This window comes from Parerythrobacter lutipelagi, assembly GCF_005434975.1.
In the GTDB taxonomy this organism is placed as follows: domain Bacteria; phylum Pseudomonadota; class Alphaproteobacteria; order Sphingomonadales; family Sphingomonadaceae; genus Parerythrobacter_A; species Parerythrobacter_A lutipelagi.
The window spans coordinates 597,360-617,821 of sequence record NZ_SKCJ01000001.1 but is presented as its reverse complement, the minus strand read 5'-3'; the positions used below and the strand labels follow the sequence as shown (position 1 = coordinate 617,821).

The following is a 20,462-nucleotide window of genomic DNA, read 5'->3' as shown; positions in this document are numbered from 1 at the left end:
CATGGTTAAGGGTATCCTCGGGACGATCGGGGTCCATCTCGTCCTCGCGCTTGCGCTGTTCGGTTTGCTCTACATGTTCACTGACTCGTTTTCCGATGCGAGCGAGTCGCTCCTGATCAACACGCAGAATTCGGATGATGCGAGCCGTATCGTGCTCGATGCGCTGGAAAGCGCACGGTCGGACCTGTTCGGATGGGCGTGGCAGACACTGCTGGTCAGCTGCATCGCGGCCATCCTGTTTCTGTTCAGTGCGCATCGGACAATGCCGCAGACCCCCAAGGACAAGAGCTCCAGGCTCTGGCTCTGGACGCTCCTTTTCGTCGTCATTCTGGTAGCCATGGGTTTCGCCTGGTGGCGCACCATTTCAATCCCGGCCATTGCCGATCCGATCGATCCGGGCAGCTACGCAATAACCATCGCGACCCTCGTCGGATTGACGATCCTGGGCTTCTGGCTGTGCACCGCGCTGTTCGTGAAGGCGACCATGGTCAAGTCCGTACCGCTTGGCTTCGTGCTGCGGCAGGGAGGCTGACATGGCGAAGAACATCATTGTAGGCGTCGGCGGAACCGGCGCGAAGACAGTCGAGGCCGCGCTTGTCCTGATGATGAGCGGTATGGTCGAAGGCGATACCTATGTCGGCATCGTCGATCAGGACCTTGCCAACGGCAATGTTGCCCGCACAGTCAATATGCTGGCCAATTTGCGCAAGGTGCAACGGCTGTGGTCCAACACCGATCATGGCATCGAATGGGGCGAGGCAGGCCCACAAAGCATTTTCAACACCAATATCCGGCCGCTGTTCGCCGACGACGACGAGATTGATGTCGTCTATCGCCCGAACACGGAAGGCGATACGCTGCACCAGATGCTGGGCCGCGGGCTCGATGCGCCACAGGAACACCTGTTCGACATGCTCTTTCTCAATGACGAGAGCGAGCAGAAGATGAAGCTCAACGAAGGGTATCGCGGCCGCGCGCATGTTGGTTCGGCGGCGTTTCTGGCTTCGCTGAATGGCACCAAGAACAAGTTTTTCGAAGCAATCGAGGACATTTGCCAGAAGTCGCAAGGGGAATCGATCAACATCTTCCTCGTCGGCTCGGCCTTTGGCGGTACAGGGGCGGCAGGTTTCCCGACGCTCGCGCGGCGGTTGCACAATATGCGGGTGCCGGACGACAACGGTTCGGCCAAGCTGGCCAACGCCAGCAGTGTGCGCATCGGCGGGTTGTTGATGCTGCCTTACTTCATGTTCGACAGCCCGGAGGACGAGGAAGACGTTGTGGTCCGTCCGGACGAGCTGCTTCCCAAGACCAAACTCGCGCTCGAGTATTATCACAAGCTGCTCGATCTGGAGGATAGCGACGAGGGCGACAACGCGCGAACCTTCGACATGTTCTATACGCTGGGCTGGAACGATCCTTTCCCGCTCGGCTATCACGAACCCGGCGCAAACGAGCAGTCGAACCCGGCGCTACCGGCTGAGCTGGTTTCCGCTACCGCTGCGATCGATTTTTTCCGCAAGTTCAACCAATTGACCGAAGTCGAGGAAACCCGCGTGCATTTAAGCTCGCGCGATGACCAGGCGATTGACTGGGGCGACTTGCCTATTGAGGCGGCCGACCAGCGCGAATACCAGGCGCGGCTCGGTCAATTGCTCCGCTTCTGCATCTACTGGCGTTACATTTTCGCCCCTGAACTGCGTCAACCGCTTGGCGGCTTCATGCAGAAATACAATTGGGCGCAGAAACTCGCCGGCAAATCGCATGCCGATCAGGCTGCTGACCAGATGGAGGCGTTGCAGGATCTGATCCGCAGCGTGCAATTCTGGGCGACCTCGATCGAGGAGATGGCGAAGCGATCTTCGACCAGCCAGTATCTGTGGCGCTTCGGGCCCTTCTACCGGTCCAACGATGAACCGACCAAACCAGTCCTGCTTGCCAATTCGATCGACGAGGACACCTGGGCATATGGGTTCGATGCGCTGATCCACAACGCGCGTGACACTGTTGCCGGGCCGCCTGCCGCGATCATTCTCGACAATTTGGTGAACGCCAGCCCGCAGCCCAAGCACAGCGGCATCGGCAAGGCAGTCGTAAGCGTTTACGAAAACTGCAAGATCAGCTGAGGGAGACCGAAACCATGACTGTCACGAACCTCCCCCGCCTTCGCGCGAACAACAATGTCCCGCAGCTCAACCAGGCTGGTTGCTGGCTCTCGACCAATGTCAATCTGGGGAGCATTTCGATTGGCTTGCCGGTCGAGAAAACCGGCAATGCCGATCTGCGCAAGGAGCCGATTCAGGCGATCCCGGATCCGTGGGCGCAAGCCTCCGCCTTCGGCGCGGCTTTGCTCGATGAAGAGCACAGCCTGCACGACCGGTCGCTGTCGCGCTGGCGCGGGCTGTTGGCGCTGATGGCGTTGCGGCTCCGGCACAAGCAGGATTTCACTCTGCGCCCGCTTCCGGTTGATCTGGCCAATGGCTCGAACCTGGCTGAAGTTCTGACCACTCTTACGCCCGAGATCGCGATCCAGGGGCATGGTAGCCTGTGGAAGGAGCCGGCGCTGATCATGCTGCGGACAGCGGATGATGCCTCCGGTATGCACGAAAAGCCGATTGCGATGACCAACCCGGTGTGCCTGGTTTCGCCCGGGCGCAATTCGCACAAGATTGTCGTCCCGCATATCAGTTGGGCGCAGGGCGACCTGAAGTGCCCGCTGTCACCTGGCGTCGAGAAGCTGTCGGTCGCGGAACTGTCGATCCTCAAGCGCTATATCGAGGAATTGTGGAGCGGGATCCGCAGCCATGGCGGCACGATTGCAGCCGGGATTGCCGACCTGCTCAGGACCTATGCCGGGGACGTGACGAAAGCCCTTGGCCGCGCCCCGGAAGATACCAGTGCGCCTGAGAACAACCAGTCGAAGCTGCCCAAGCTGTTTCGCGCCTTGTGGAATGACGTCCAGCTGGGCGAACCCAGCGGCGATGACACGGTCTCGGAAACAAAGGTGAGGCTCAAACCGCTGCCCGGGTCGGGAGCGGGCAAGGTCAAGGGCTTTATCCTGGCTGATGAGGCGGTCGCCGAAGCGTTGGGGCTCGATCCCGCGCATGTTCATGTGTGGAAACGCCGTTCTCTGGCAGAGGTGCTGAAATCGAAGCAGAAGCTCAGCGAGGTGCGGGGCGAAGCACAGGCTGAAGGTTACCTGCTGCTCACCAAGGACGACCTGCTGACCAAACGTGCGGTCCGGCTGAAGAAGAAGCCCAAGATCGACGCCCATCCCAACGGCTTGAAGGATATGGTCTTGCCGCTGAAACCGCTGGCCATGATGCTGGCGGGCGAACTGAAGGAAAATGTCGCGGGCCAGGTTACCGGCAATCGGGCCAGTTTCAGCCTCAAGCTAAAGATCGACGATGGTTCGCCCGATGGCAAGGTGGCCCAGATCAAGCGCGAATATGCGATCGATCCGGTCGATGACGACGGGCAACTGGTCGATTCGGAGGACTGGGACATCTACAACGCGCAGCTGTGGCCGAACTTCCGCTCGGACGCGTGGCACACCTATCTCGCGCGTTTCTATTACAAGAACGCCACCAAGGAGAAAATGGCCCGGCCGATCCAGGCGATTTCCGTCGACTTGATGCACAATCTGATTGCGAGCGCAAACGACACGGCGAACGCTGATATCGCGCTGCGCGGTGCCAATGATGGCAATCGTCTGCACGACCGGCTGAACCTTAGCGGCCCGCCGCTGTTCAAGTCGAAAGAACGCAGCGTTAAGAACGGCAATTTCTGGGAGGACATGCAATGCTCCTCCAAGCCGTTCGATGCGATCCTTTACGCTGACCAGTTCGGTAGCGAGCGCCCGCGAGCGGTTGTTGGCATGGTGCTGGTGGACCTGGAAAGCAAAGAGCCACCGGTTTCGACCACCAGAGTCGCAATCGACTTCGGCAGCACCAACACCGTGGGCGCGTTCGGCGACAGCGAGGCGTCGGCGGTGGAATTCCAGAATCGGATGGTTTTCCCGGTCACCCCGATGGACCAGATCCAGAAAGAGAACCAGATTCACGCCACGCGCGATTACTACCACGGCTTCCTGCCGCCGGAGCAGCGCAACACGCCGATCCCCTCGGTCGCAATTCCCAAGCTGCCTTACGATCATGAAGAGGCACTTTGGAGCTTCCGCAACGTGATCTACTTCCACAGCGCACAACCACCTGCGGAAGGCGAGGAAGAACTTGAGCTGGCGGCATTCCGCGAGGCGACCAAGGATGCGCAGTTCGACCTTAAATGGTCGACCAACGAGAAAGAGCTCGACGCGGCGAGCGATTTCCTCACTCAGTTCATGGTCATGACGGCTGCGGAACTGCTGGCCAAGGGCGAGGATCCAGCGAAATCGGAATGGCGGTTCTCGATCCCGGAAGCGATGAGCCACAATAAGCGCAGCACCTTCGAGGCCGATATTATCGCTGCCCTTCGTTCGCTCGGCAAAGATCTCGACGAAGAAGGTATGGGCGAGCTCAAGTCTGAAGGCCTTGCTGCCGCCAGCTACATGCTGAAGGCAGAAAAATTCGTCACCGACGGGCTCAACATCATCCTCGATATCGGCGGTGGTACGACCGACATGACGATCTGGGATGGCACTTCGCCGGTCTGGAAAGGCTCGGTCAAGCTCGCCGGCGGGGACTTCTTTACCGAACTGCTGGTCAACAACCCGCAGATTCTCACCGCTATCGGGCTTGAGTCATGGGCCAAGTCGATCGGCACGGCTGACGGTACGGGCGCTTCGAAGAAACGCAAGCAACTGGCAGAAATGCTGTTCAGCGCGCGCCGGGGCGAGGGCGGCGGACCCGATCTGCATTCGAATATGAGCACGCACTGGCGGCGGCTCACATCGGACACGGGCAACCCGCTGCGCTATGCCGCTCTGGTCTATATTGCCGGGCTGGCTTGGTATATTGGCCGGTTGGTCAAACAGTTTATCGAACGCGACGATGCGATCGATGTCGACAACGCACGCCACGCCGCCTTCGCGGTTTGCGGGCGCGGCGGCGGTCTGTTCAAGCGGATGCATGGCGAAGGCGGGCGCGCGGACAAGGTCACCGAAGTGACGCGTGCGCTCTCCGTATTCACCGCTGCGTGCGAATTTGAAGACGACACAAGTGTGCGGTTCTCCGCATCAGCCGATCCTAAGCTCGAAGTCGTGCGCGGCGTGCTGGGCGAGGACAACAGCATCAATATCGACGCGCAAAGCATGGACGGGCTCGGCTCGATTATGCCGCTCGGGCTTCGGCTCGAAACCAAGGACGCGGAATTCGACCGGAATGCCCCGCTGACAGCTGAGCTGTTCGATGAGAAGATCAAGACGGTCGATCTCGATGAATTCAAGGCCTTCCTCAAAGCGCTTGAGGACTCGCTAGGCCTGTCGATCAATATCGATACCGGTCAGAAGGAAGGCGCCGAAGGCGAGATCATCAGTGCGGTCAAGAAGCGGATCGACGAGATCGGCAATGACCGCAAAGCAGCGAAGGGCAAGAAGAAGGACAGCGTCGGGATCGAACCGCCGTTCCTGATCGCCCTGCGGCGACTGGTCGAAATCATGGCGATGCCGGTCGCGCAGCGTGACGGATTGCTTGAAGTCCACGGGGAGGAATAGGAATGGCGTTTTTGCGGTCGAACCGGATGCTTCCTGTCATAGTCTCACTCGCCATTTTGGCGGCACCGCTCGGGGCCATGGCGCAGGAGGAGGGCTCAACCGGGTCTCGACCGGAAGCCGCACAGAGCGAGCCCGACATCGAAGAGACCAATGCTATCAATGCAGAACCAGCCAGTGGTGCTGGTACCGGTCTCGACAACTCGGGCGAGGCCGCAATTGTAGAACGCGCGCCAGCAAGCGAATCCGAGCAAACTACTGGTACGAGCCTTCCTGACGATGGATCGTCGATGATGGACTTAGTCCCGACTGGTCTGGCGATACTGTTTGCACTGGCCCTGCTTGCTGGGTTGTTCATTCTCGGCCGGCGAGTGTCGACAATGCGCGATCACCTGGATCAACTCTCGAAATCCCACAAGAATCTGAAGCACACGCATGCAGAGACGCAGTCACGCGTGATGGAAATTGAGAGGGATTTGCCGGAATTGGCCAAGATACTGCAGCGCCACGACAAGAGTCTCTCGGCAAGGCCGACCCAAGCGCCAAGACCCCCCACCGCATCCTCGCCGGTCGATCGCGCGCCGCAATCGTCTCAGCCGGTTGCCCGGCCCGAACCTGCGCAGCAGGTGCCGACCGACAGATTGCGGGGTTTGATCGAAGCCGCGAAAGGCATGACGCAATCCGAGTACCGGGCAAGGGCGGGGGAGATCGGGCAGGTTCACTTGCTCAACATGACTGGCGATGGGCTACAAATTCATCCGGGCGAAGATGACGGCGATGCGCGCGACCTGCTCGGCATCCGTTTGTCGCCTGAGAGAATCGCGGTGGTCCCGTCGATGCAGTTTATCGACCGTTTCGATCAGAGCCGCAGTGCGAAGAAGAGCGAACGGATCCAGCCCTATTTCGATCTCCACAAATCCGACAATCCGTCACTCGAACTGTTGGACACATGCGTCGCCTATGATGACGACGGGATGCTCCGGATCGAACAGAAGGGCCAGTTGACGGGCTTCAGCGACTGAACACAATATTGCAGCGCGCCAGCCTACGATGGCAACGTCAGCAGAAGATGAGCTGGTAATTGTCGGGATAGACCTCGGGGATGACCGTGGTCATCAGGTCAGTCTGGCCGTTGATATTGATGTTCTTCTTGTCGACAACGTAAAAGCGCTTGCCGCCGCCGTTCGGGTTGCTTGAGCCGAAGTCGTGATAATACATTTCCGGAGTGTCGACGTAAATCGTCCGGCCGTTCATTTGCAGGTCGCCTGAAGCGCCCGCCGGCAAAGTCCAGAGCGGAGTACTTGTCTGCCACGAACCGTTCTCACGGTAGGTGAAGACGACATATTTCACATCGCGGCAGCGATTGCGCACGAACACCCTTCGCGCCGGGTAATCCAGGTGGCTCGTGTTGGTTTTGGTCCACGGGATGTATCCGACACCCCCGTCTTCCAGCCCGACTTCGGCAAAGCCATTGACCCCGCCGAAAGCTTCGAATTTATGGGCCTGCGGATAAGACGAAACCGTGCCCGACACGCGCGGTGCGCTGTCACTCGGGCCAGCGAAGACGTCGCTTGCTTCGATCAACCGGTATTCGCCGGCGGTAGTGGTATCGATCGGCGGCGGTTCGACCGCCATGAAATTGGCCGATGAAATGTAATTGCCCGCATATGGCCCTGCGTCCAGCCTCAGCCACTGTCTGCCTCTGCTATCCGGCGCGGTGAGCGTCCCGCTGACGGAAGAACCGCGTTCAATCCTGCCCACGTCGGCGCTGTCCACCGATGGGCTGGCGCGCACATTGGTCCAGCGAGCGAGGTAGAAAGATTGCGCATTCCCGGTATCAGCGACCGCCGCATCCATCGCCGCCTCTGACGAGGAAGCAACTGCCTCATAGTCGTAATCGTCGGAGTTGTCGGCGCTGTCGCCACGGCTGAGGCCGATCCATGCTGCACCGCCCACCAGCACAACGCCTCCGGCAACGCAGCCGAGAATGACCTTCAGCGTCTTGCGGTCGCGCGCCCGCGCTTCTGCCAGCAACGCGGCATAGTCGGGGGCGGTGCCCTGTTGAGGAGGGGGTGGCTCGGCCGACTGATTAGCGACAGGGTCCGCCACAGGGGCCGGTGAAGGCTTCGGATCCGCCGCCGCGGTGGTCGCGTGGCCATCATCAACCGGGTCCGGTTCGGGGTCGAAATCGCCCTTCGGCTCTTCGATTTGCTCAGGCTCAGGCTGGGGTTCGGGTTCCGGTTCAGCCTCCGGTTCCGGGGTCTTGGGGAAGAACTGGCCGAGGTCAGGATGCTCTCCGGCTGGATGCCGCGACTTGCGTCGGTCGGACATGTAGACGGTAACAGGCGTGTACGATGTGATCCGGCCACCTGCTATCGCGCTCTCGATTTCCTCGACTGAGCCCAGCATTGTCTGAGCGCCGTCTTCGTCGAATGAAAGCATCGAAATCTGAGCCATGGCTTGTCAGTATTGCCCCTGGTTGTTCACACCGTCTATCCGGCTGTTCTAAGGCGCGTTCCCGCTGAGTCCATAGCCCGGTGTGGATGTCCCACTCGTGTTGAAGCGCTTGCGCCGCCTATCAGCCGTTCAGTTGCCAGCCGATCGAAACAGGGCCGAAGCCGCCGGTTGTCGCGCGGCCGTTTTCGTCTGCGGCGGGCGTAAACCTCGCGCGCTTGCGCAGGACATCGCACGTTTCTTTGTCGAGATCGCTGTGCCCGCTCGATGATGTGACGTTGCAGCCCGAAACGCGGCCGTTGCCGCCGATGGTCAGCATAACCGTTACACTTCCCTGTCGCCCGTCGCGCGCGGCGCGCCGCGGATAGTCGCTGGCGCGGAAATAGGACCGCAGATCCCGCTGCGGCTGAGCCTGGCGCGACCGGTCGACCGGTGGCGGAGGAGGCGGCGGGGCGGTGGTTTGTCGCGCTTGCGGTTGTTGCCGCCGAATAAGGTCGATGCCTTGCTGCAACCGCCGCGCCGCACAATTTTCCGTCCGGCAAGATGACGCGCGTTGCCGGAAACTATCCAGCGGGGTGATAGTCTGGCCCTGCGCAGCGAAGCGATCCCGCGCTGCGTTCCATTCGCGCGAGAGCTGACGGTCGAGGCCGGCTATGCGGGGCGATTCGCAGGCCAGTCGCTCGATTCCGGCGCGCCGCGAGCGGCAAGTTTCAGAAACGCTGTCACGTTCTGGCGCCTGAGTCTCTTCGGGCTCTGGCACGTCTTCTTCCTGCACGGCAGCAGGCGGCAGCGGCGCCCTCTCGGGCTGAGCGACTTCTGTTTCGGACCGGACCACATAGGCCGGACGGTCCATGACTGATCCGCTCGCAGCCCGGAACAGCAGATATTGCAAGCCGTCATCGCCGTCGACTGCGCCGGTGACCGACAGGATGGTCCCGGGACCATAGCTGCCGAGCGCTTCGGCGCTTTGATCGGGAACACCGTAGAATGGCACACTACGCGGCAATTCCAGCGCCGCTGCTGCACTTCGGTCGAGCGCGGGCGGCTCGCTGTCAGTTACGAAGCTTTCCGGGATATAAGAGCCCTCATTGGGCCCTTCGGTAATCTCGAGCCAGCCGGCCTCTGCGCTGGGCATCAGCGCCAGCTCTGTTCCATAGGCCACCTCGCCGACTACAGCGGCGTCATAGCTTGGCTGGTCGTAGACGGATACATCGGCAGCCGCATAATGTCCCGATCCGCCAAGCAACCACACAAGCAGCAGAAGCAGCACGATTCCGGCAGCGCCGAAAGCAACAAACTTGCCGGTGTTGGACGGTGGTTGCGGTACAAACACCGCTTCGTCCATTTCCGACTGGCGTTCGCCCGGATGTTCGGAGGGTTGGGCTTCAATCGGGTCCGGCTCAGGCTCTGACAGTTCGGGATCGGCTTCCGCCTCCGCCGGATCAAGTTCTTCGACCGGATCGTCTGACGCGGGAGGATTCAGGGCGCTGACGGCTGGTTCCGTCTGCGTCTCGCCATCCTCCGCCTGAGGCGCGACCGGCTCAGTGCTATCTGGTTTAGCGGCTTCTTCCCCCGAAGGGCTCTCAGACCGTTGCTTGAAGGCACTGGCGAGCAGCGGAAGCGAAGCTGCGGGCGCGATCACCTTACCGCCATCGGTATATTCGAGTTGCACTTCGCTGTCCGGTGCAATCTCGCCGACACTGATGGCAAATTCCAGGCTTGCAGCGCTGAAACGGTCCTTCGCTTCGCCACCTTCAACTATGCGAAGCTCGGTGATTGAAAAGAAATGCGCGAGTTGCGCAATCGAGGACGCTGGCTGTCTGCTGGAACTGCGATCGTCGAAATACACGGTGATTGGCGTGTCCGACCGGATCTTTCCAGTTTCGATCGCACGGTCGAGCTCGTCACGCGAGCCCAACACTGTGCGAATACCGGATTCGTCCTCGTACGCTGCGGTCGCGATGGATTTCACGCCGGCATTCCGCCCTGCGGATCTGCCGCTTGAAGGTAAGTCAAGTTGATTGCCATTTGCGCCCCCGCACCGCTCAATCGGGCTGCAAACGCGAATCAGCCCCCCAAGCAATAGTGCGCGATTTGGCGTTTAGACACAATGCGGTACCATCGCTGACGGCACGCCCAGTTCAGCCGTTACGCACCCGGCCGACGAAATCGCGCACCTGAGCGCTCATATTGGCAGCCTGGACTTCGAGCTCGGTGGCTGAGTTCAGGACCTGGGAAGCGGCCGCGCCGGTCGACACAGCGGTTTCGCGGACCTCGACAATCCGTGAAGAGACTTCGTCACTGCTGCGCGCAGCGAGGTCGATGCTGCGGGCCAGATCCTGACCGGCGACCGACTGCTGATCCACCGCAGAGGCGATGGAAATCGCAGTCGCTTCGAGTTGCTCGATCTGACCGCCGATTTGACGCAGCGCCTTGACACTATTGCCGGTGGAATCCTGCATTGCACGGATCTGGGCCGAGACTTCTTCTGTCGCGCGGCTGGTCTGCGCAGCCAGTTCCTTCACTTCCGACGCGACGACGGCAAAGCCGCGCCCGGCCTCTCCCCCACGGGCGGCTTCGATCGACGCATTGAGCGCGAGCAGGTTGGTCCGTTTGGCAATCGACTGGATCAGTTCGACGATATCGCCAACCTCGGCGGCCGAACTCGACAGGGCAGAGATTGTCGTGTCGGCTTTCTCGGCGGAATCGGATGCCTTGCGGGCGAGCTCGGCCGAGGAAGCTGCCTGACGGCTGATTTCGCCGATCGACATGGCAAACTCGTCACTCGCGGCGGCTGCGGCGGTTACACCGGAAGAGGCTTCCTTCATCGAATCAACGACCCGGGTCGCCTGATCGCTGGATTGCTCGGCAGCGGCGGCCATGGTGCTGGCAGTCGATTGCAGCTGGCTGGATGCTGCGGCGACACCGCCGACGATTTCGCTGACCTGGCGTTCAAACGTGTCGGCCAATTGGTCAAGTTCCTCGGCCCGGCGTTGGCTGGACAGTTTGCGGCCGGCCAGCAATTCATCGAGCTTGTGACCAGATTTGAGAAAGATCGCGAGCGAACGGGCCATATCACCTATTTCGTCCGGTCGGTCTGTACCCACGGGGGTGATGTCACGTTTGCCTTCGGTCAGCTTCTTCATGTCTGCCGTGATCTGGAGAAACGGATCAATGACCTTGTCGAGAATGAACTTGAGCGTCGCCAAGCTTGCGACAAGCGCGGTTGCGCCGATCACGACGATGACCATGCGCACGAATGGAGCCCATGCCGGATCGGAGAATCCGATAAGGGCGGCTCCAACCACGATGGTCAGGCCAAGCAGTGACAGGGCCGATGCGATTTTGGCCTTCGAGGCGAGTGATCTTGACATGAACCAGCGACCGATGGCCGAGCGTTCTGCCCCGTTCTCGGCATAAGTGATCTCCACTTCCTCCACCTCACGCAACAACTCGTCCGCGAGAATATTGGTTTGCGCGTTCATGCTTTCCTCCGTTCGGCAGCAATTTCTGCGTTGCCTGGCATCATGTCACTCAGATGTTGTGCAATTTCATCTTTCGGCATGGCTTTGAAATAGAGCCATCCCTGAATCTGGTCACAGCCGGCCGAGCGGACGAGATCGGCTTGCGCCTCGGTCTCCACGCCTTCAGCGGTGACATTCATGTTGAGCGCCTGCGCCATCGAAATGCTCGACAGCATCATCGCGCGCGACCCCTCGTCGTCGGCACTATCGACCACCAGCGAGCGGTCGAGCTTGAGTTTCTCGAAGCGGAACTGGCGGAGGAAACCGATCGAAGCATAGCCGGTGCCGAAATCGTCCAGCACGACATTCACTCCGAAGCCGCGAATGATATCCAGGCTCCGCTCGGCAACCACCGGATCGAGCACGAGACAGGTCTCGGTGATTTCAAGTTCGAGACGCTCGGGCGGGAAGCCCGTATCCTCCAGAATCTGGCCAAGCTGGATCGGGAATTCAGGGTTGCGCAGCTGCGCCGCTGAAATGTTGACCGACAGCTTGATGCCGTTCCAGTCGATTGCATCGCGGCAGCTCTGTCGCAGCACGAACAGGCCGATTGAATTGATCAGGCCGGATTCTTCGGCAATCGGGATGAACACGTTGGGCCCGACATTCTGCCCGTCGGGACGGATCCAGCGGATCAGCGATTCCACAGCGACGACTTCGCGCGTTTGGGCATCGACCAGTGGCTGATAGTGGACCTGGAATTCGTCGTTCAGAAGCGCCGCACGCAGCTCGACATCCATATCGCGCATCGCTTCAAGATTGCGATCGAAATCGTTCTTGAACCAGGAGCAGCGCATCTTGCCGCCGCGTTTCGATGCATACATGGCGACATCGGCACGGCGCAGGAGCTCTGACGCATCAAGGCCGTCCTTGCCGTTGCTGTAGGACAGTCCGATGCTTGCCCCGATCGCGATGCGCCGGTCCCCCACCGCCATCGGCTGTGCCATGCGTTCGATCAATCCACGGCTAATCCCTTCGAGGATCGTGTTGCACAGCGGACCAGACATGGAGATGGCGAATTCGTCGCCGCCAAGCCGGAATGGTTTGGCTTCATCGCCGCAGGCTTCGATCAGGACAACCGATGCTTCCCTGATCAGCAGGTCGCCCACCGCGCGGCCATAAAGATCATTGACCATCTTGAAACCGTCAAGGTCGACAAGTGCGACGGAAATGTCCGCGCCTGAGGTGATCGCGTCTCTGAGAGTCGCATGAAGCGCGCGGCGGTTGGGCAGGTTCGAGAGACCGTCCGTCATGCTGTCATCGTCACCTTGCGGCAGACGCACCAGAGCCGCGCGATAGAGCAGGGCGGCAGCTGCGCCATAGGTGAAGAAGTCAGCGATCACGAGTGCGGCTGACACCGTGCGATCGAGGTTGCTCATCAACAGCAATGCGGCCGCCGCGCTGAATATCACGGTAAGGAGCGCAAACCGTGCGAAAACCGACGCCGTGGGCGACGCACTGATTTTTCGCAATGAATCGAGCATCATGCTCTCCCCTTCCGGCGAATGGACCCGCCTTGCGCAGTGCTAGCCAAACGTCCCTAAGGATCGGTTAACTCGCGGTTTACTTTGCGGCCTTTTGCTCGACCGGCCAGAACACATGGCGCTCGCTCGCTTCGCTCTCAGTTGTCCGGACAAACAAACCTTGATGGCCCTCGGTCGGACGGAAGCGGAGCGTTCGGCCTTGCGCGGTCTCGCCGGCGCCAAGCAACAGCCATCCATCCGGGCGCAGGCTGTCGGCCAGCCGGTCGAAAGCGGTCACCCGGCGAACAGGATCGAAATACAACAGCACGTTGCGGCACATGATGAGATCGAACCGCTCTTCGATTTCCACCGGGTCGAGCATGTTGCGCTGCTTGTAACGGATCATGGTCTTCAGCGCCGGTTTCGCTCTCCATCCTTTCGGTGTTTCCTCGAAATGGGCGAGCATCTGACCGACACCGAGGCCGCGCTGGATCTCGAACTGGCTGTAACAGGCGTTGCGCGCTGCCTCGATTGCCTTTTCGGATACGTCCGTTCCGATGATGTCGATTGTCCAGTCGCGCCATAGTCCGGGCTGGTCCAGGATCAGCATAGCGACCGAGAGCGCTTCTTGCCCGGTTGAACAGCCGGCCGACCAGATGGTCAGGCGCTTCGAAGCGGCCCGCTTGCGGGCGAGGTCAGGCAGCACCTTGGTCGCGAGTTGATCGAACATCATCCGGTCGCGGAAGAAATAGGTTTCATTGTTGAGCAGCGCTTCGACGACCCGCTTGGCGAGTTTCCCGGAATCGGCGTCGGCCAGCAGGCACACCAACTGGTCGACATTGGTGATCCCGTATTCGCGGAACAGACCGGCGAGCGCAGTTGTAACGCGCCAGCGCCTGCTCTCACTCATATGTTGGCCTGTGCGGGCCTCGAGCAGGTCGGCGATGATCCGGTGCGAGGCATCGTTCACTTCCATGAACCGGCTTCCATCAACGAAGCGATGCGCAAGCCGAGCTTGTCTGGCGGCAGGATGACACTGGCAAGACCGCGCTCGGCCACTGCGCGCGGCATGCCCCAGACTGCGGAACTTTCCTCGTCCTGCGCAAAGATTGTGCCACCGGCTTCGGTCAGCGCCTTGGCCCCGATTGCGCCGTCTTTGCCCATGCCGGACAGGACAACACCGAGGGCGCGTCCTTCCACTGCTGTCGCCAGGCTTTCGAACATCGGGTCAACGGACGGCGTGCACCCGCTCGGTGTCGGCCCCGTGACAATCCGGACCTGCAATTGTCCGGCAAATTCCCGCACCGTCATATGTCCGTCACCCGGGGCGACATAGATCATGTCCGGACCGATCAGCATCCCGTTCTCGACCACAACGGCCTTGCGCCCGGATGCGCTCTCAAGCTGCTTGGCGAAGACGGGAAGAAACGAGCTTGGCAGGTGCTGCGTCACCAGAATTGGCGCGCCGAGCGAACGGGGCAATGCGCGCAGCAGGACGTTGAGCGCATGAATGCCGCCGGTCGATGCGCCGATGGCGATGATCCTGGGGGATTTGCTGCTTCTGAGATTTAGTGCGGTCCGTGCGGACGGCGGCGCGATGTCAGCCTTTACCGGTTTCCCGCGGCCCAAGGCGCGAACCTTGTCGACCAGTTCACGGCAGAATTGCTTTGCGTATTGTCCGGCTAGCGGCTTGGGCATGGTGTCGGCAGCGCCCATCGACAGGGCTGTCATGGTGGCTTCAGCACCGACATCCGTCAGCGAAGACACGACGAGAACTTTCACCGATGGTGAAGCATCGAGGAATTTGGGCAGCGCCCTGAGGCCGCCGATGCCCGGCATTTCGAGATCCAGCAACACTACGTCGGGCTGCGCCGCGTCGAGTTCGCGCAGGCCGAGTTCGGCACTGCTGACACGGGCGACGACTTCCAGGTCGTGCTCAGCCTCGATCGTGCGCGACAGGATTGCTCTGATGGTCAACGAATCGTCGACTATCATCACCCGCGTCTTGCGGTTGGTCAGCGGCGCTGGCGGCGCCCCAATTTTTGTCGCCACGCCCACGATCCAGCCCTCAGGCCATGCCGACGAGCTGGAGCTTTATCTGGAGGGTTTCGTGATCGAATGGTTTCATCACATATTCGTCCGCTCCGGCGCTGATCGCCTCGCGAATGTGGGCAATGTCGTTCTCTGTCGTGCAGAATACGACTTTGGGCTTGTCGCCGCCGGGCTGCTGACGCAGCAAATTGATGAATTCGATACCCGTCATGACCGGCATGTTCCAGTCGAGCAGGACCACATCGGGCATGGCCTCCTGGCATTTTTCCAGGCCTTCTTTGCCGTTCTCGGCCTCTTCAACCGTGAATTTGAGCGATTCGAGAATGTGCCGGGAGACTTTGCGGATCACCCGCGAGTCGTCGACAATGAGGCAGGTTTTCATAACAAGCGATCCCTATTTTTTTACAACTTAGCTAAGACGCGTAACTATTCGCTTAAGCCGCCTTTGCTTCTGGTCCGGCGATCAGTGCTTCGACATCGACCAGCAAGACCGGGCCGCGATCGGTTTCAATCATACCTTGCCCGATCCGCTGCCAGCCGGGGCCGAAGCCGCCGGGCACAGGCATCACCTCGGAGCGGGCTTCGAGCACATCGTCGACTGCATCGACTTTGAGGGCGTAGAGATGGCCCGCGACTTTCACGACCGGCGAGCGTTCGCCTGCCATGTCGGCAGCGGCAAGACCCAGTGCCAGGCGGCAATCGATAACGGTCAGCGACTGGCTGCGCATAGCGGTCAGACCGGTGACCCATGCCGGTGCACGCGGCACCGGATAGACATTCTCCAGCTCGATCACAGACTGGACGTCGGCAGCATCGACCGCTGCAAGGCGCCCGTCGATCTCGATCACGACGTAGAGCGTGCTCATGCGACTTTCTCCCGCTGCGCACGGCGCAGGGCATCGACAAGCCCGTTGCGATCATAGCGATAAACCCCGCCAGTCGCGCGCGCTGCGTCGGCCGGATCGCCGTAAAGAACGATAGCGGGCGTTTCTGCCGCTTCGACAGGATCGTCGCCACTGTCGCCCGCGACAGTAATCACGATATCGACATGTTCGTCATCCGCATCGGCAATGCGGTAACCGGCGGCCTGAACCAGCGGCTCGAGCATTCGGCTGGCCCACGCATCATGCAATGGAATCCGGCACACCGGGCGATCCGGCGCCACCGGTCGGCTGGCGTGTTGTGCAAACAGCCCGAAACCGTCGAGCACGCGGAGCGGTTTGCCGCTGTGCAGAACGATACCTTCGAGCGAGGCATCTTGCGGAACCGGTTTGATTTCGTCTGTGATCTCCACCGATTCACCGAGCTCCGCGACCGCATAGCTAAGCTGGCTCTGACTGTCGGACAGGCGAAGCAGCTTGACCGATTCCTCCAGCTCGCAATCCGGTTCAAGACCGAGCAGAGTATAGATCGTGTCTCCGACGACGACCTTCGCATGGTCATCGGAGCGGTCGATTGCTTCAGGGACAACTTGGTCGATCCGCACGACCAGCTCCATTCCGATTGCCTTGCGGCGACCGTCGAAGCCGACGAAAGTCATCAGCTTGCGCGCGTTCTGGCTGCGCTCATCATTGTCATTTGCCTTGGTCGAAGCTGCACGGGTGCGCGCTTCGATGCTCAGACCGCTCCGCTGAGCGAGTATCGGAATGTCCAGCATCAGCACCGGATTGCCATCATCGAGCAGTGTCGTGCCGGAGTAGAACCCGGTCTGCATGATCGCTGGTGCGAGCGGTTTGACCACGAGATCTTCCTGATCGTGAATCGCATCGACAGCGAGCGCAAACAATTCGGTCGGACCAAACCGCAGGAGCACAAGCTTCTGCGCTTTGCCGACGTCGTTTTCTGTGAGCCCGAGCACGTAGCCGAGCGATACGCAGGCGGTGCGCCGGTCACGGAAAGTCATCAGTCGGGTTTCACCGATCTTTGAAAACTCGATCGCCTTGGCGCCGCCGTGAACGATCTCCTCCACATAGGATTGCGGAATCGCGAAGCGCTGGCCACCCGCACTGACTGTCAGCGCCGAAATAATGCTCAGCGTAAGCGGGATTTGCAGGTGGAATTGCGTGCCTTCGTTCTTCTCGCTGGTGACGGAAATCGAACCGCCAACGCGTTCGATATTCGCGCGCACCACATCCATGCCAACGCCGCGTCCCGAGACAGAGCTGACTTCTTCTGCGGTCGAAAGGCCCGGTTCAAAAATCAGGTCGACAATTTCATTGCGTGACATGGCGGCCAGTTCTTTGTCAGTCACAAGCCCGCTGGCCACAGCCTTGAGGCCGATTTTCTCGTGATTGAGACCGGCACCATCGTCGGAAACGGTAACCGTGATGCGGTTGCCGGACTGGCGGGCAGAGATGCTCAGCAAGCCAATTTCGCGCTTGCCTGCGGCAAGGCGGGCGGAGGGGGTTTCGACCCCGTGATCGATGGCGTTGCGAATGATGTGCGTCATCGGGTCGCGCATCATCTCGATCATCTCGCGATCGAGTTCGACATCGCCGCCATCGAGATCGACCATCACCTGTTTTCCGAGTTCGGCCGACAGGTCGCGAACCAGACGCGGCAGCGCGTTGTAGAGCAATTCGATGCGCTGCATGCGCATTCTGGTGACGGCTTCACGCACATCGGTGAGAATGCTGGTCATGCGTTCGAACGGGCCATCCAGCGTCGGCTCGGCACCTGCCTCACGCAAACGCCGGGCCAGATCGTTCCGGGCGAGAACCATGTCGGACACGCCGCTCATCACGCGGTCGAGAAGTTCGACCGGCAAGCGAATGGTGCGCGGGGTTGCGGTGGCAGCGGAACCGGTTGCATCGGATTGCGCGCTACTGGCCTGCGCCGCGGCGTTCTGCATAGCGACCGTTTCACCGGTATCCCCGGCGTCGGGCTCAAGCGCGGCAACCAGGTATTCATCGCCCCCTTGCGGAATTTCTGTGCCAGCTTCGATCGCATCGATCATCACCGAGATGCGGTCGATGATCGCGAGCACGGCATTGACCAGCCTGCTGTCGGGGTGGCGGCGTTCAGCACGAACTTCGGCCAGCGCGCCTTCGGCGGCGTGGCTCAGTTTTTCCAGGCGCGGAAAATCGAAGAATCCGCAATTGCCTTTGACGGTGTGGACGAACCGGAAAATGGCGTCGAGCCGTGCGCGGTCACCAGGATTGGCTTCCCACGCTACGATCTCGCCGCCTATCGCTTCCAGCATCTCGCGCGTTTCCGCAACGAAATCGGTTAGCAGATCGTCCATTGATGCACCCCCAACTGTCGTGGTCATGCTATGGAGAAGGATGGTTAACGAAGTGTCACCGCGGTTTGTCTTTTCCGCGCGCCAAGATGCGCCAGACAACCAGCGCAGCAATCGCCCCGCCGATAAGGTTCGCCGCCAACTCTGCCGAATAGACCGCTGTGGAGCCCCAAGATCCGCGCAGGAACCATGCAATCGGCAACATGACTGCAAACACCCGGAAGCAGCTCTGAGCCAGCGCCCACCCGGCCTTGCCCACTGCGTTGAGGATGCCGTTGCCAACGATCAGCAGGCCGTAGCCGGCATAGCCCCATGCGGCGATGCGAAGATACAGGTCGAACTGGCGGATCACAGCCGGATCGTCGGTGAAGAAATCGGCGAACCATTCGCCGGCGGAGAACAGACCGACCGCAATGATCAGGCCGTAGAAGATGCAGAATGCGCCGGCGCGCAGCGCAGCCTGGCGCGCCCGGTCGATCTGTCCGGCGCCCCAGTTTTGCCCGACGATTGCCCCGATCGAGCCGGACAGGGCCAGCAATGGAACGACCGCGAAACTCTGCAACCGTCCAGCCGCGCCGAAGCCGGCCACTGCGGCCGACCCTTCTATCGCGACTAGCGAGGTCAGGATTGACAGGCCGATGGGATTGATCGCGTTGGAGAAAGCGGCTGGTCCGGCAACTTTCAGAATTGCACTTGCCGGATCGACCAGACTGCAATTGCGCAGCAGCATGGGGTTGATCGGCAAACGGGTCTTGCGAATCAGGATGACCGCCAGCACCGCGCCGCAGGCCCAGCCGATCAGCGTGGCATAGGCCGCGCCCACGATACCGAAGCCGCCGATGCCGAACGCGCCGGTAATCAGGATCGGGTCGAGCACCCAGTTCGCCGCTGCGTAACAGACCGAAACATAGGAAGTCTTGCGCGCTTCACCCTGTCCGCGCAGCACTCCGTTCAGCCCCATGATCGCCATTTGCAGCGGAAAGCCGAGGGAGAAGGGCTGCATGTAGGTCATGATGTAAGGCAGCAATTCCTCTTGCGCATTCATCAGACGGAACAGAGGGCCGATCAGCGCAAACAGCAGCAGTCCGAGGACGAGGCCGACCGCCACCGCGAACACAATGCCGAAATTGGCGCGGCGCGCGGCCTTGTCGTCGTCGCCTTCGCCGATCGCGCGGGCGACGACCGAATTAACCCCGACCATGACGCCGACCCCGAGGCTGGCAAGCGCAACCCCGACAGGAAAGATGAACGCTATGGCGGCGAGCTGTCCGCTTCCGAGTTGACCGATAAAATAGCTGTCGACGAGGCCGATCGACATGATTGCCGCCACTCCGATAATCATCGGAGCTGTCTGGCCGACGAGATGTCCGGAGATGCTCCCGCGGGTCAGCTTGGCATTTTCGCTCATGCCGGGGCGCTAGCGGGGCAACCGCGCGGGTGAAAGCGAAAAGGTGCAGCTTGTCTGCCAGGGGGAAGCCGTGCGAAAGATCGCAGCGCTGGATCGACAGAGGGAAGGGCATCAATGCCGCGCTTGACGGTGAACGAGCAGCCGCTCGAATTCGACATGAACCCGGACACCCCTTTGCTGTGGGCGCTGCGCGATGCGGCCAATCTTACCGGGACCAAATATGGCTGCGGCAATGGTGATTGCGGTGCCTGCATGGTGATCGTCGATGGCGAAGCGTTGCGCAGTTGCCTGATCACGCTGGCCGAGGCCGAAGGGCGCTACATCACTACGATCGAAGGGCTTGCTCGCGATCGTTCGCATCCGGTGCAGCAAGCGATGGTTGCCGAACAGGCGATCCAGTGCGGTTTCTGTACCCCGGGTATAGTCATGGCGGGCGCTGCCCTGATCGCAAAGAATTCCAATCCGAGCGAAGACGAGATTCGCGCCGCAATCCCCAACCTGTGTCGTTGCGGGGTCTATCCGCGGCTGGTTCGGGCCATCCAGCGCGCGGGCAGGGTGGAGCGGCGGCGTGAAACGATCAGTGCCGCGCCCGCTCCGGGGATCAGCGCGGACGATGCCGCGCGCGAAGTCCCAGCCTTGCGTTTGCCTCAAACGGACAGCGAGAGCCAGGAATAGA

Annotated in this window: 15 protein-coding genes; 5 read left to right on the top strand and 10 right to left on the bottom strand. The window is 60.7% G+C overall.

Features of this window, described 5'->3' with window-relative positions:
* The first annotated feature begins 1 nt into the window (after position 1).
* The 4 genes from E0502_RS03030 to E0502_RS03015 are packed head-to-tail and all read left to right on the top strand — an operon-like array spanning position 2 to position 6,666.
* Positions 2–532 carry a hypothetical protein gene (locus E0502_RS03030; protein WP_137676485.1) on the top strand — a complete coding sequence of 177 codons (531 nt, stop codon included), beginning with the start codon at positions 2–4 and terminating at the stop codon, positions 530–532.
* 1 nt (position 533) lies between these two features.
* Positions 534–2,123, top strand: coding sequence for an FtsZ/tubulin family protein (locus E0502_RS03025; RefSeq protein WP_137676484.1), 1,590 nt, complete (start codon positions 534–536; stop codon positions 2,121–2,123).
* A gap of 14 nt (positions 2,124–2,137) precedes the next feature.
* Positions 2,138–5,647 (top strand): cell division protein FtsA, encoded by a 3,510-nt coding sequence (locus E0502_RS03020; protein ID WP_137676483.1) that lies wholly within the window; start codon positions 2,138–2,140, stop codon positions 5,645–5,647.
* A gap of 2 nt (positions 5,648–5,649) precedes the next feature.
* Positions 5,650–6,666 (top strand): hypothetical protein, encoded by a 1,017-nt coding sequence (locus tag E0502_RS03015; protein WP_137676482.1) that lies wholly within the window; start codon positions 5,650–5,652, stop codon positions 6,664–6,666.
* A gap of 37 nt (positions 6,667–6,703) precedes the next feature.
* Here E0502_RS03015 and E0502_RS03010 read toward each other — a convergent pair whose 3' ends face one another.
* From E0502_RS03010 to E0502_RS02960, 10 genes are all read right to left on the bottom strand, one after another.
* A complete protein-coding gene (locus E0502_RS03010) occupies positions 6,704–8,101 on the bottom strand; it encodes a hypothetical protein (protein WP_161593691.1) in 1,398 nt (465 codons plus the stop codon).
* 121 nt (positions 8,102–8,222) lie between these two features.
* Positions 8,223–10,070 carry an energy transducer TonB gene (locus E0502_RS03000; RefSeq protein ID WP_137676480.1) on the bottom strand — a complete coding sequence of 616 codons (1,848 nt, stop codon included), beginning with the start codon at positions 10,068–10,070 and terminating at the stop codon, positions 8,223–8,225.
* Positions 10,071–10,239: 169 nt separating this feature from the next.
* Complete coding sequence (locus E0502_RS02995; protein WP_137676479.1) at positions 10,240–11,583, bottom strand: methyl-accepting chemotaxis protein; 1,344 nt, start codon at positions 11,581–11,583, stop codon at positions 10,240–10,242.
* Positions 11,580–13,109, bottom strand: a complete 1,530-nt coding sequence (locus E0502_RS02990; protein ID WP_240048835.1) for a putative bifunctional diguanylate cyclase/phosphodiesterase — start codon at positions 13,107–13,109, stop codon at positions 11,580–11,582. The genes E0502_RS02995 and E0502_RS02990 overlap by 4 nt, the downstream gene beginning before the upstream one ends.
* Before the next feature lie 76 nt (positions 13,110–13,185).
* Complete coding sequence (locus E0502_RS02985; protein WP_137676478.1) at positions 13,186–14,061, bottom strand: CheR family methyltransferase; 876 nt, start codon at positions 14,059–14,061, stop codon at positions 13,186–13,188.
* The gene (cheB, locus tag E0502_RS02980) at positions 14,052–15,137 is read right to left on the bottom strand and encodes a chemotaxis-specific protein-glutamate methyltransferase CheB (RefSeq protein ID WP_240048834.1); all 1,086 of its coding nucleotides are present in this window, start codon (positions 15,135–15,137) and stop codon (positions 14,052–14,054) included. Before cheB ends, E0502_RS02985 begins: the two co-directional genes overlap by 10 nt.
* A gap of 16 nt (positions 15,138–15,153) precedes the next feature.
* A complete protein-coding gene (locus E0502_RS02975) occupies positions 15,154–15,519 on the bottom strand; it encodes a response regulator (RefSeq protein WP_137676477.1) in 366 nt (121 codons plus the stop codon).
* 52 nt (positions 15,520–15,571) lie between these two features.
* On the bottom strand, positions 15,572–16,003 hold the full coding sequence (locus tag E0502_RS02970) for a chemotaxis protein CheW (RefSeq protein ID WP_137676476.1): 432 nt from the start codon (positions 16,001–16,003) through the stop codon (positions 15,572–15,574).
* Positions 16,000–18,381, bottom strand: coding sequence for a chemotaxis protein CheA (locus E0502_RS02965; protein ID WP_137676475.1), 2,382 nt, complete (start codon positions 18,379–18,381; stop codon positions 16,000–16,002). Before E0502_RS02965 ends, E0502_RS02970 begins: the two co-directional genes overlap by 4 nt.
* A gap of 55 nt (positions 18,382–18,436) precedes the next feature.
* Positions 18,437–19,786 carry an MATE family efflux transporter gene (locus E0502_RS02960; RefSeq protein ID WP_137676474.1) on the bottom strand — a complete coding sequence of 450 codons (1,350 nt, stop codon included), beginning with the start codon at positions 19,784–19,786 and terminating at the stop codon, positions 18,437–18,439.
* Positions 19,787–19,900: 114 nt separating this feature from the next.
* Between E0502_RS02960 and E0502_RS02955 the strand changes: the two genes are divergently transcribed.
* Positions 19,901–20,461, top strand: coding sequence for a (2Fe-2S)-binding protein (locus E0502_RS02955; protein ID WP_137676473.1), 561 nt, complete (start codon positions 19,901–19,903; stop codon positions 20,459–20,461).
* Position 20,462: the final 1 nt, after the last annotated feature.